This window comes from Oscillospiraceae bacterium NTUH-002-81 (assembly GCA_032620915.1).
Taxonomy (GTDB): domain Bacteria; phylum Bacillota; class Clostridia; order Lachnospirales; family Lachnospiraceae; genus JAGTTR01.
Window position 1 is genome coordinate 1,037,822 of sequence record CP136052.1, and the last position, 12,892, is coordinate 1,050,713.

At 50.4% G+C, this 12,892-nt stretch carries 9 protein-coding genes and 2 pseudogenes; all 11 read left to right on the plus strand.

Translation table 11 applies throughout. The annotated features are described in order from the left end of the window. Positions 1–32: 32 nt before the first annotated feature. The 11 genes and pseudogenes from RJD28_05005 (at position 33) to RJD28_05055 (ending at position 12,758) form a co-directional block, all read left to right on the plus strand. Positions 33–2,115, plus strand: a pseudogene (locus RJD28_05005) (aminopeptidase). A gap of 83 nt (positions 2,116–2,198) precedes the next feature. Then, positions 2,199–2,663, plus strand: coding sequence for a 5-(carboxyamino)imidazole ribonucleotide mutase (purE, locus tag RJD28_05010; protein ID WNV59564.1), 465 nt, complete (start codon positions 2,199–2,201; stop codon positions 2,661–2,663). Between the two features lie 42 nt (positions 2,664–2,705). Then, positions 2,706–3,731: a phosphoribosylformylglycinamidine cyclo-ligase gene (purM, locus tag RJD28_05015; GenBank protein WNV58875.1), complete on the plus strand. Its 1,026-nt coding sequence runs from the start codon at positions 2,706–2,708 to the stop codon at positions 3,729–3,731. After that, positions 3,725–4,348 carry a phosphoribosylglycinamide formyltransferase gene (purN, locus tag RJD28_05020; protein WNV58876.1) on the plus strand — a complete coding sequence of 208 codons (624 nt, stop codon included), beginning with the start codon at positions 3,725–3,727 and terminating at the stop codon, positions 4,346–4,348. The genes purM and purN overlap by 7 nt, the downstream gene beginning before the upstream one ends. A gap of 35 nt (positions 4,349–4,383) precedes the next feature. Then, on the plus strand, positions 4,384–5,655 hold the full coding sequence (gene purD / locus RJD28_05025) for a phosphoribosylamine--glycine ligase (GenBank protein ID WNV58877.1): 1,272 nt from the start codon (positions 4,384–4,386) through the stop codon (positions 5,653–5,655). A 397-nt stretch (positions 5,656–6,052) separates the two neighbouring features. After that, complete coding sequence (locus tag RJD28_05030) at positions 6,053–7,108, plus strand: TRAP transporter substrate-binding protein (GenBank protein WNV58878.1); 1,056 nt, start codon at positions 6,053–6,055, stop codon at positions 7,106–7,108. A 170-nt stretch (positions 7,109–7,278) separates the two neighbouring features. After that, positions 7,279–7,578, plus strand: a pseudogene (locus RJD28_05035) (TRAP transporter small permease). A gap of 96 nt (positions 7,579–7,674) precedes the next feature. Further along, entirely contained in the window at positions 7,675–8,979 is a 1,305-nt protein-coding gene (locus RJD28_05040) for a TRAP transporter large permease (protein WNV59565.1), read from the plus strand. 57 nt (positions 8,980–9,036) lie between these two features. Further along, positions 9,037–9,777, plus strand: a complete 741-nt coding sequence (locus tag RJD28_05045) for an aspartate/glutamate racemase family protein (protein ID WNV58879.1) — start codon at positions 9,037–9,039, stop codon at positions 9,775–9,777. Between the two features lie 403 nt (positions 9,778–10,180). Beyond that, the gene (locus RJD28_05050) at positions 10,181–11,512 is read left to right on the plus strand and encodes a sodium-dependent transporter (GenBank protein ID WNV58880.1); all 1,332 of its coding nucleotides are present in this window, start codon (positions 10,181–10,183) and stop codon (positions 11,510–11,512) included. 223 nt (positions 11,513–11,735) lie between these two features. After that, positions 11,736–12,758 (plus strand): LacI family DNA-binding transcriptional regulator, encoded by a 1,023-nt coding sequence (locus RJD28_05055; protein WNV58881.1) that lies wholly within the window; start codon positions 11,736–11,738, stop codon positions 12,756–12,758. Positions 12,759–12,892: the final 134 nt, after the last annotated feature.

Here is a 12,892-nt window from a genome sequence, read left to right on the forward strand (position 1 = left end):
AAATAGGAAAAATAGAGGAAGGAAACCTGGAATTGGATTATCGGAATTTGTTGCAGGAAGAAAATGAAGCGGTAAGAGAGCGGTACGTTCTGGCGGCAGAGCGGATCCGGCAGATCGCCGGGGAGCAGGAATGTGATGTTGTGGAGCCGTACCGGACATATTTTCAGCGGACGGCGGCGTTTCTCGTACAGATGCAAAAGCTGCTGCAGGACAATGACGAACATCGTTTTGACGGCATGACACTGGAAGAACTGCAGACGTATAACCGGGCGCTGTATGCGGATATTTTGCCGGAAAATTATGAGAACAGCTATGCCAACCCGGTGTATGCGGTGCAGACGCTTGGCGAGGAATATGGCCCTCTGCTGAGCTTTCTGTACACGGAGCTGCGGGGCGAGATCGTCTACGCCTACGAGTACCGGCTCACGGATCTGACCATTTTAGACGAACTGTTTATCGAAGTGTACAACTGCTTTGAGCAGCCGGTGCTGCCCACCGGAAAAGAATTAAAGGAGACGCTGTACTGGTTTGTCAGCGATTACAGCGACGTGACGGTGGAGTGGCGCACGAGAGAGCAGGTAGATCCGACGCTGTCCTTTGCGGTGGATATCATCGAGGAGGCAGATCTTTCCGACCTGCGGTATCTGTACCGTTTCGGCGAGTATATCACGGAAAATGAGCTGGAGACGGCCCGCTTCCTGAACACGCTGCCACAGGAAGAGATCGATGCCATGGCTTCCACCTATACGGAAGGGTACCGCATTGGTTTTGTCCGGGCAGGCAAGGATCTGTCCATCAAGAAGACGGTGAACATCCGGTATACCCTGGGTTTTGAGCGGATCGTGAAGCAGGCCATTGCCAATTTCCGGGCCATGGGGCTGGAGCCGGTGCTTTACCGGGCGGCGGTGAACAGCATCAACAAAAAGCAGCAGATGAAGATCGGCTATTTCGGCGGCGCGGCCAACAAGCAGTACGAGTACGACCACAAGGATGACTGTGCCATTTATCTGGATAAACCCTTCGTGGAGCGCAAGCTGGGCGTCCTGAAGGTGAGCTATGAGAAATATAAGGAGCTGGCCAAGGGGCACGCGGGCCCGGCGGTCATGGAGGTGTTCGGCGAGCAGCCTTTTGTGCCGGAGAACCGGCCGGAGGCCTTTGCCCTGAGCGAAAAGCAGCAGAAGCTTTCCGTGCAGCTTGCCAGTGAGGCGGGCAGGCTGACCAACACATACATTCCCGGAGAGGAGCGCAGCTTTACGATCATCGCCTACCCGGTGCCGGAGATCGGCCCGGATTATGCGGAGATTTTCCGGGAGACGGTGAAGGTCAACACCCTGGATTACCGGCAGTATGAGCGGATCCAGCAGACGATGATCGATGCCCTCAACGAGGCGGTCTATATGCGGGTGCTGGGAACGAACGGCAACCGGACAGACATCCGGGTGTCCCTCTATCCGCTGCGCGACCCGTCCAGAGAGGCCATTTTTGAAAACTGCGTGGCAGATGTGAACATCCCGGTGGGGGAGATTTTTACATCACCGGTGCTGGCGGGCACAGAAGGCATCCTTCATGTGAGCCAGGTATATTTAAACGAACTGAATTATGAAAGTCTGGAGCTGCATTTTACCGATGGCCGGGTCACCGACTATACGTGCAGCAATTTTGAAAAAGAAGAGGACAACCGGAAATATATCCAGGACAACGTGCTCTTCCACCACGACACCCTGCCGCTGGGCGAGTTTGCCATCGGCACCAACACCACGGCGTACCGGATGATGAAAACGTATCAGATCGGTGCCAAGATGCCCATTCTCATCGCGGAGAAGACGGGCCCCCATTTCGCCGTGGGCGATACGTGCTACAGCTGGGAAGAGGATGTGAAGGTGTATAATCCTGACGGGAAGGAGATCGTCGCCAGAGAGAACGAGATTTCCGCCTGCAGAAAAAGAAGATCCGGGCAAGGCGTATTTCAACTGCCACACAGACATCACCATTCCCTACGAGGAGCTGGGCGAGCTGTACGGCGTTCGTGCGGACGGATCGAAGATCGTGATCATCAGCAATGGAAAGTTCGTTCTTCCGGGGACGGAGGAGCTGAACCGGGCGCTGGAGAAATAATCAATCACAAACCACAAGAGAAAAGGAGAATCGCAATGGCAAAAGTAGGTATTGTAATGGGCAGTGATTCCGATATGCCGATCATGGCAAAGGCTGCCGACATTCTGGAGGAGCTGGGAATCGACTACGAGATGACAATTATTTCCGCACACCGGGAGCCGGATGTATTTTTTGAGTATGCGAAAACCGCAGAGGAAAAAGGCTTCAAGGTGATCATCGCAGGTGCGGGAATGGCAGCCCATCTTCCGGGTATGTGCGCGGCAATCTTCCCGATGCCGGTCATCGGTATCCCGATGCATACCACATCCCTTGGCGGAAGAGATTCCCTGTACTCCATCGTACAGATGCCCTCCGGCATCCCGGTGGCAACCGTGGCCATCAACGGAGGCACCAATGCGGGTCTTCTTGCGGCAAAGATCCTGGCCACCTCGGACGAGGCATTGCTGGGCCGCCTGAAAGCTTATTCTGAGAAAATGAAATCCCAGGTGGAGGCCAAGGATGCCCGCCTGAAAGAGATCGGTTACAAAGAGTACATGAAAGAAAAATAATGCAGCCGTTTCCGGTGCATAAAAACATATGGAGGAGAAACAATGGATTACAAGAATGCAGGTGTGGATATCGAGGCCGGATACCGGTCTGTAGAACTGATGAAAAAGCATGTACAGGGAACGATGCGTCCCGAGGTGCTGACAAACCTTGGCGGATTTTCCGGTGCATTTTCCATGGAAAAATTCAAAGACATGGAGAAACCGACGCTGGTATCCGGCACGGACGGTGTGGGAACGAAGCTGAAACTGGCTTTCCTGCTGGATCGTCATGATACCGTGGGAATCGACTGTGTGGCAATGTGCGTCAACGATATTGCCTGTGCAGGCGGAGAACCCCTGTTTTTCCTGGACTATATTGCCTGCGGCAAAAATGATCCGGAGAAGATCGCAACCATCGTCAGCGGTGTGGCAGAGGGCTGCAAACAGTCCGGCGCTGCCCTCATCGGCGGTGAGACCGCAGAGATGCCCGGCTTCTATCCGGTGGACGAGTACGACCTGGCCGGTTTTGCTGTGGGCATCGTGGATGAGAAAGATCTCATCACCGGCAAAGACCTGAAAGCTGGCGATACCCTCATCGGCATTGCTTCCTCCGGTGTGCACAGCAATGGATTTTCCCTTGTCCGCAAGGTGTTCAGCATGAGCAAAGAAGCACTGGATACCTACTACGACAAGCTGGGCTGCACCCTGGGCGAGGCGCTCATCGCACCTACCAAGATTTATGTGAAAGCACTGAAATCCATCAAAGAGGCAGGTGTGACCGTGAAAGCCTGCAGCCATATCACCGGCGGCGGTTTCTATGAGAATATCCCGAGAATGCTGCCCGACGGCATCCGTGCGGTGGTGAAGAAGGACAGCTACCCGATCCCGCCGATTTTTGGCATGCTGGCAGAGGACGGCGAGATCGAAGAAAAAGTGATGTACAATACGTTTAACATGGGACTTGGTATGGTCATCGGCGTGGATCCTGCCGATGCAGAGAAGACTATGGAAGCCATCCGCGCAGCCGGAGAGACCCCGTATATCGTGGGCTACACCGAGGCCGGAGAAAAGGGAGTAACCGTATGCTGAAAATAGCAGTGCTTGTGTCCGGCGGCGGCACGAATCTGCAGGCCATCATCGATGCCATTGCAGACGGCACCATCACCGACACCCAGATCGTGACGGTCATCAGCAATAATGCAGGCGCTTATGCACTGGAACGAGCAAATGCAGCCGGAATTGCAGCCAGCTGTATTTCTCCGAAAAACTATGAGAGCCGGGCGCTGTTTAACGAGGCGCTGCTGGAGGCGGTACAGGCTTCCGGGGCGGATCTCATCGTGCTGGCAGGCTTCCTTGTGGTGATCCCGGAGCAGATGATCCGGGCGTATCGCAACCGCATCATCAACATCCATCCGTCCCTTATTCCGTCCTTCTGCGGCACCGGCTATTATGGCCTGAAGGTACATGAGGGCGTGCTGGCAAGAGGGGTGAAGGTCACCGGCGCCACCGTCCATTTCGTGGACGAGGGCACGGACACAGGCCCCATCCTGCTGCAGAAGGCTGTGGAAGTGCGTCAGGATGACACCCCCCAGAGCCTGCAGCGCAGAGTCATGGAGGAGGCGGAGTGGAAGCTTCTGCCCCGGGCCATTGACCTCATCGCCCATGACCGGGTGCGGGTGGAAGGCGCGAAGACTGTCATTTTATAACACTTTTTGGTGACCGTGAAAAGGAGATTTTGCATATGAACATACTGATTGTAGGAAGCGGCGGCCGGGAGAATGCCCTGGCATGGAAGGCTGCCCAGAGTCCGAAAGCAGATAAGATTTACTGTGCGCCCGGCAATGCCGGTATCGCGCGTTACGCAGAGTGCGTGGACATTCCGGCCATGGAATTCGACCGCCTGGCTGCGTTTGCCAAAGAGAAGAGCATTGATCTGACCATCGTGGGCATGGACGACCCGCTGGTGGGCGGCATCGTGGATGTGTTTGAGGCCCAGGGCTTGCGGGTATTCGGCCCCAGAAAAAATGCGGCCATCCTGGAGGGCTCCAAGGCTTTTTCCAAGGATCTGATGAAAAAATACCACATCCCCACGGCTGCCTATGAGAATTTTGACGACCCGGAGAAAGCGCTCGCTTATTTACAGACCGCCAAATATCCCATCGTGTTAAAGGCTGACGGCCTGGCACTGGGTAAAGGCGTGCTCATCTGTAATACAAAAGAAGAGGCAGAGGCAGGCGTGAAGGAGATCATGCAGGATAAGAAGTTCGGCAGTGCCGGCAACCGGATGGTCATTGAAGAATTCATGACCGGCCGGGAGGTATCCGTGCTGTCCTTCGTGGATGGCAAGACCATCCGCACCATGACCTCCGCCCAGGATCACAAGCGGGCCCAGGACGGCGACCAGGGACTGAACACCGGCGGTATGGGAACCTTTTCTCCCAGTCCCTTCTATACAGACGCAGTGGATCATTTCTGCCGCCAGTACATTTACCAGCCTACGGTTGACGCCATGGCAGCAGAGGGCAGACCGTTCCAGGGCATTATCTTCTTCGGCCTCATGCTGACACCGGAAGGCCCCCGGGTGCTGGAATACAATGCCAGATTCGGCGATCCCGAGGCACAGGTGGTGCTGCCCCGGATGAAGAACGACATGATCGAGGTCATGGAGGCCTGTGTGGACGGCACCCTGGATCAGATCGAGCTGGAGTTCGAGGACAACGCAGCCGTCTGCGTGGTGCTGGCATCCGACGGATACCCGGTATCTTACCAGAAGGGCTTCGAGATCCACGGTCTGGAGAAGATCCAGGATAAGGATGGTTTTTTCGTATTCCACGCGGGAACCAAGTTCCAGGACGGCAAGATCGTCACCAATGGCGGCCGGGTGCTGGGCGTCACTGCCACAGGCAAGACGTTGCAGGAGGCAAGAGCCAACGCCTATGAGGCCACCGGCTGGATCGATTTCGAGAATAAGTATATGAGAAATGACATCGGTCATGCCATTGATGAGGCATAACCGGAGAAAACAGAAGCAGAGAAAGAATCCCAAATGAGAAAGAGCTGTTGTGAAGGCGGAAAATAAGCTGACACGGCGGCTCTTTTTTTGTTCAAAAAGCATCAAAAATGAGGATTACAATTATTGCGCACATAAGAAGACAACAGGTGATGTCAATAAATGCAATCAAAAGCAAAAATAGAATATATAAAATGCACAAAAGAATATCAATAAAAATATAAATACCGACGATTTGCTCAATGAGGAAAAGAAAAATGTTGATAATTTTATTGAGATATTGTACAGTATTCTCATGAAAACGATTGCGCAAACGTTTACACAGAAAATAAATCAAAAACAAAGACAAACAAAAAAGTATTAAGAGGAAAAAGAGAACAACTTTTTGGGAGGTAATGCAATGAAATTTGGGAAAAAGGTACTTTCAATGCTTCTGGCAACCGGCATGGTAATGAGCCTTGCGGCATGTGGTGGAAACAGTGATTCCGCAGCAACAACAACCGACAGCAGTGACAGCGCTTCTACAGAAGCAGCAAGCGGCGAGGTAAAGACCATCCGTATTTCTCACGGACAGCCGGAAACCCATCCGGAGCACCTGGGACTGCTGGAGTTCGAAAAATACATCGAGGAGAACCTTGGTGACAAATATCAGGTAGAGATTTACCCCAACGCAATCATGGGTGGTACACAGGCAGCTCTGGAAGCAATGAAGTCCGGCTCCCTGGATATGGTAGTTGGCGCAGCCAGCGACCTGGAGGCATTCAATCCCGAGTACAGAATCTTCGGCCTGCCTTACGTATTTGAGAGTGCTGATCACATGAAGACCGTAATGGACAACGAAGAGTTCATGGCTCCCTTCTACAACAGCACAACTGATTCCGGTATCGTAGGTGTGTCCTGGTTCTATGCCGGAACAAGAAGCTTCTATTCCAAGAATCCCATCAACTCTCCTGATGACCTGAAGGGCAAAAAGATCCGTGTCATGTCCAGTGAGACCAACGTAAAGATGGCTGAGGCTCTTGGCAGCGCAGGCGTGGTAATGGCATACAGCGAGGTTTACACAGGACTGCAGCAGGGCGTCATCGACGTAGCAGAGAGCCCGCAGATCGCACTGGTCAGCCACAAACACGGCGAGGTTGCAAAATACTATGCAAACGATGAGCACCAGATCATCCCGGATATGGTTGTAGCAAGCACAGACCTGATGAACTCCATCAGCGAAGAGGACAAGCCGGTATTCGAAGAGGCATTCAAGATGATGTCCCAGAAGGAGAGAGAGTTCTGGGATGAGTCCGAGGCAGAGGTAATCAAAGAGGCTGAGGACATGGGCGTTACCTTCGAGCATGTAGACAAGGCTCCGTTCCAGGCAATCCTGGTTCCTTTCACAGAGGAGATCATTGCTGAGGACGAGGGACTTGCAGCAAAATATGAGCAGATCAAAGCTCTGGCTCAGTAGTCAATAAGTAATAGCCTTACGCATTCCGGCAGCAATGCCGGAATGCCAAGGAAAGGAGCAGAATTTTGAATACAGTAAATATGATAAGAAAGATTTTAAACAAAATATTGTCTGCAGTTGTCATATTTCTGATGGCATTTATGACAGTACTTGTTACCTATCAGGTAGTGATGCGGTATGTGTTTGTACACCCGGTTACATGGTCCGAGGATACACTGACCTATTCCTTCGTCTGGATGTCGCTGATCGGAACGGCAGTTGTGTTTGGAGAGAGAGATCATATGATGCTGACTCTTTTCTCTGATAAGCTTGAGGGAATCCCGAAGCAGATTTTATGCATCATTTCTGAAATAGTCATTATGGTTCTGGTATATGTACTGATGGTAAAAGGCGGTATGAGCGTGTTCAATATCGGTAAAGGACAGGTTTCTCCCACACTGGGTATCCGGATGAGCAATGTGTATACGATTCTCCCGGTGAGCGGCGTGTTCATTCTTATCTATAATGTACTGAATATTATCGATTCTGTTGCAGCAATCGTGAATAACAAAAAAAGGAGGTGCGGCATGAGTTCAACAGCAGTTGCAGGATTAACGATTTTTATTGTTCTTGTTGTGATTCTGGTTTCAGGAATGCCCATTGCCGTGGCACTGGCAGCATCCTCCATGATCGCCATTGTGCAGCTTCTTGACAGTGCGGCAGCCATCACCACCGCATCCCAGAAGCTTTTCCAGGGAATCTCCATTTTCACCCTGCTGGCCATTCCTTTCTTTGTACTGGCGGGCAACATTATGAATAAGGGCGGAATTGCCGTCCGCCTGATTAACTTCGCAAAGGTTGTCATCGGCTGGCTTCCCGGATCTCTTGTTCACGTAAACATTCTGGCAAACATGCTGTTTGGTGCAGTTTCCGGTTCTGGTGCAGCTGCAGCATCTGCCATGGGTTCCGTCATCGGCCCCATCGAGGAAAAAGAAGGCATGGATATGGACTTCTGTACGGCGGTCAACGTGGCGACAGCGCCCACAGGACTGCTCATTCCTCCCAGTAACGTACTGATCACATACGCCCTGGCCAGCGGCGGTACCTCCGTTGCAGCACTTTTCATGGGCGGTTACATCCCTGGTATTCTCTGGGGCGTAGGATGTATGGTGGTTGCAGGTATCTGGATGCACAAGCATGGATATCACTCCACCACAAAATATTCCTTTAAAGAAGCGTTAATTACCATCTGGAAAGCCATCCCCAGCCTGCTGCTGATTCTGATCATTGTAGGCGGTATCTGCTCCGGTATTTTCACCGCAACAGAGGCTTCCGGCATCGCCGTTGTGTACAGCCTGTTCCTGTCCCTGATCGTGTATCACACCATCACCGTAAGAGAACTAAAACAGATTCTCCTGGACAGCGGCAAAATGACCGCAACCATCATGTTCCTGGTAGGAACCTCGAACATCATGGCATGGGTAATGGCATTTGCGGGAATCCCGGCAGCCATCTCCAACGTACTGCTGTCTATCTCCAGCAGCAAGGTTGTCATCCTGCTCATCATCAACATATTCCTGCTGTTTGTGGGAACGTTCATGGACATCACACCGGCCGTGCTGATCTTTACACCGATCTTTCTTCCGATTTGCCAGAGCTTCGGCATGTCCGCTCTGCATTTCGGTATTATGATCACTTTCAACCTGTGTATCGGCTGCATCACCCCTCCGGTGGGCAACATCCTTTTCGTGGGACTGAAAGTGTCCAAGCGCAGACTGGAAGCAGTCATGAAACCGCTGGTTCTGTTCTACGCAGCCATCTTCGTGGTACTGATGCTGGTAACCTTTGTACCGGCCGTATCCACAGCCATCCCGTCCATGCTGGGATATTAAACTTTGAATATAACATTTGAAAAAATGATAAAAATTGAAATTCAGGAGGATATAACAATGAAAGAATATAAAGGCGGAAGACCGTATTATGGATATTCTGTAGGCGTGCTCATGTTGGACATGGAGGCACCCCTCATCCCCGGAAACGTAGGAAATGCCATGTCTTATGATTTCCCGGTTCTTTACAAGGTGCTGGAGGGACTGCCGGCTGACTGGTGGTGCGACGAGATCGGCCCGGACGAGAGCCGCTGCCAGATATTCATCGACGCAGCAAAAGAGCTGGAGGCCAAGGGCTGTAAGGCAATCACCTCCGGATGCGGCTTCTTCGCCATCTACCAGAAGCGCGTGGCTGAGGCTGTGAATATCCCGGTATTCTTATCTCCGCTGCTCATGGTTCCCATGCTGTCCCGCATGCTGGGCGGCAACCGCGTAGGCATTCTCACTGCCGGTGGTGCACATCTGAAGGGAGATTTCCTGAAGACAGTCGGCATTGATGAAACCGTAAACTATGCAGTCGGCGGCCTGGAGAACACCGAAGAGTTCTACAATGTACACGTTACCTGCAAGAAGAAAACCATCAACCCGGAGAAGATGGAGGGAGAGGTAGTGGCTGCAGCCAAAGCGCTGGTGGCAAAATACCCGGATATCAAGGCATTTGTATTCGAGTGCAGCGATATCCCGCCGTTTGCAAGAGCCGTGGTACGGGAAACCGGCATTCCGGTATTTGACTTCATCGGTCTGGCACATATGGTGGCACGGGCAATCGTTCCGCCGGTATACCCGGAATTCATGGGCTGATCGCTGCTCATGGTGCATGATGATACATATAATATGAAAGCCATAATTTGATACTCCAACAGGATGCACAGGATGAAAAATTTCTCCTGTGCATTTTGAATAGGAGAATAAAACATTAATTTTTTTGCTGTGAAAGATTTAAGTACATATGATGACAAAATATGTAATAAAAAGCAAGAAATATACATTCATAATGCACAAAAACAAATTGAAAAAATAGAGAAAATGCTGATTCCTATATAGAATCCGTAAAAAATATTGATAAATTATTGATAATGAAGTACAGTATGTACAAGAAAACGATTGCGCAAACGTTTACGCAAAAACAAGAAAGCTGCACGGAAAACATGCAGCAGGAATTCCTGACCATCAGGACAATGATAAGAAAGAAGGAAGCAGTGAAATGGGAGCAAATGAACATTCTGGGGAATCCAGAGACGTTTTTAAGAACAGATTCGGTATGATCCTGTCTATGGCAGGATTGGCAATCGGTCTGGGAAACTGTTGGAGATTTCCCTACCTGTGTGCAAAGTGGGGCGGCGGTGCTTTTGTATTCGCGTATCTGGTTGGTGTCGTAGGGCTTGTGGCACCGCTGGCAATCGTAGAGGTTGCTATGGGTAAAGGAACACAAAAAGGTCTTGTAGATACATATGCACTGACGTTTAAAAATAAGCCGGCCGGTTATGTGTTGGGCTCCGTCAGCGCATTCGGACAGTGGGCGCAGAACTTTTACTATGTGGCGATCATGTCAGCCATTGTTTATTTTGCAGTGGGTTGTGGCACATCCATCTGGAACCGGGTGGCCCCGGATCAGATTTATGACAGCCTGAGAGGGAATAAACCATTGAGCATTGGCCTTTATGTAGTGCTGCTGGGTATTCTTCTTTACACCGGTGTCAAAGGTATTAGCAAAGGAATTGAAAAAATCAGCAATATCATGGTTCCGGCCCTGTTTATTCTGTTTATTATCACTTTTGTTGTTACGGTGGCAACGACACCGGGTATTGTAGACGGCCTGAACTATTATCTGAATCCGGATTTCAGCCAGCTGGCCAATCCGGGACTTTGGGTGGCAGCCGTGGGACAGGCGTTGTTCTCCATCGGTGTGGGCCCCGGTGCGCTGCTGGTATATGGAAGCCATATCAAGGAGCATGGTGAGATTACGGTATCTGTTCTGACCATCTGTGCCATGGATACATGCGCAGGATTGCTCGCAGGACTGTGTATTATTCCGGCCTGTATCGCTTTTGGCATTGATCCCCAGTCAGGTTCCAGTCTGATCTTCAAAGTTCTTCCGGTTGTATTCCAGAAAATGCCGGCAGGTACGATTGTAGGTTTATTACTCTTTGTGGGCATGTTCTTTGCGGCATTTACCAGTGCCTGCAGTAACCAGGAGACGGCTGTTACCTCTTATTCAGATGCGTTCCACATGTCCCGTGCAAAGGTGGTAGCCATTATGGGCGTTATCAACCTGGCATTTGGTATTCCGTGTCTGTTTTCCAACGGATGGGAATCCGCATGGCAGCTGATCACCAGCGATTTCTTCTTCATGCCGGCAACGGTATTGGGCGGAATTGCCTATGCGTGGGTATTCGGCGTCAAGAAGATCAGAGAGAATCAGATCGATCCGGATTCCGATATCAAGCTGGGCAGCTGGTTTGATACGTGGGTAAAATTCATCGCAGTACCGATCATGGTACTTCTGGCAGCATACACATTTATTCAGGCATTCTAAAATACCTGATCAAATCAAACGGAGGTGTGAAATATGGAAGCAGGAACCATTGGGATGTTGATCGTCATTGGCGTTCTGGTTGCCGTAACGATCTGGTTGTTAAGATTGAATATGAAAAATGATAAATAATTGACTTCTCCCGTCACAGAGCGTATTGTTAATAGTAAAGTGACAAAATCTCCGGAAAATTTTCGGGGGGGGTATGAAGAAGAAGGAGTAACGTATGCGGAATAAAGGAAATACAGGGGCAACGATCAAAGATGTGGCGGCCATGGCCGGTGTCTCCATCAGTACAGTTTCCAGAGCGCTTTCTGGAAAAACTTATGTCGAGGAAGAGACGAAGGCAAGGGTATTGGATGCAGTAGAGAAGCTCCATTATAAACCAAATCTCATCGCCAAAGGGCTGAAGGAAAAGAAGACGAACATGATCGCGGTGATGATCCCGGCCCTGGACAGCCTTTATTATGCGGCCCTGACCCGAAGTATTGAGCAGCGGGCTACGGAGGCAGGATACTCTGTTATGTTCTGTAACAGCCAGAATGATCCGGAAAAAGAGAGAAAATCACTGGAAATGCTGAAAACCAGACTGGTGGATGGCATTATTTGCCTGACCATCAATGATCAGGTAGAACATGTTTTAAAAATGCGGAGAAGTGAGAATCTTCCGATTGTATTGCTGAACCGTGATCTGAAGGAGGACATTAGCTGTGTCAGCATTGATATGGAATATGGATCCTATCTGATGACGGAATATCTGTTAAAACGAGGGCATCGGAAAATTGCCGGTGTATTCGAAAATCTGGAAAAACAGCGGCATCGAAGAAGGTATAGAGGATATGTGAATGCACTGCGGGATTACCATGTGGGGATCAATGAATCGTATGTGCTGAGCAATGCCACGGAGGTGGAGGATGCTTATCACAAGGCAAAAGAACTCTTTTCCAGAGAAGATCATCCGACAGCGGTATTTGTCAGTGAAGAAATGATGGTGTTGGGTGTCTATCGTGCCCTGACAGAATGCGGTCTTTCCATTCCGCAGGATGTTTCAGTGGTTGGATTCGATAATATTTATACCGCAGAGTATATGTATCCGGCGCTTACTACCTATAATTCCATGGTAGAAGAAGTCTCCAGAAAAAGTGTGGAAATTCTTCTGGAGGAGATTGAGGAAGGCAGTGCACCTCAGAAAATTGTCATGCGCGGCGATGTGATCGAGAGAGAGTCCGTGAGAAGTCTGGATGTATAATCCTATGGGGCTGTAATAAGGCAAATTATTTTTTGTTGACATATTTTCATTGCAACCATATAATAATGATAGAGACAGGATTTCTGTCATCGAAAATATTGTTCGCCCACCGTTGGCGGCTTATAAGTGATCGG

Coding starts and splice junctions, on each gene's coding strand:
- purE (WNV59564.1), top strand. CDS start 2,199: ATGGCAAAGGCTGCCGACATTCTGGAGGAGCTGGGAATCGACTACGAG.
- purM (WNV58875.1), top strand. CDS start 2,706: ATGGATTACAAGAATGCAGGTGTGGATATCGAGGCCGGATACCGGTCT.
- purN (WNV58876.1), top strand. CDS start 3,725: ATGCTGAAAATAGCAGTGCTTGTGTCCGGCGGCGGCACGAATCTGCAG.
- purD (WNV58877.1), top strand. CDS start 4,384: ATGAACATACTGATTGTAGGAAGCGGCGGCCGGGAGAATGCCCTGGCA.
- RJD28_05030 (WNV58878.1), top strand. CDS start 6,053: ATGAAATTTGGGAAAAAGGTACTTTCAATGCTTCTGGCAACCGGCATG.
- RJD28_05040 (WNV59565.1), top strand. CDS start 7,675: ATGAGTTCAACAGCAGTTGCAGGATTAACGATTTTTATTGTTCTTGTT.
- RJD28_05045 (WNV58879.1), top strand. CDS start 9,037: ATGAAAGAATATAAAGGCGGAAGACCGTATTATGGATATTCTGTAGGC.
- RJD28_05050 (WNV58880.1), top strand. CDS start 10,181: ATGGGAGCAAATGAACATTCTGGGGAATCCAGAGACGTTTTTAAGAAC.
- RJD28_05055 (WNV58881.1), top strand. CDS start 11,736: ATGCGGAATAAAGGAAATACAGGGGCAACGATCAAAGATGTGGCGGCC.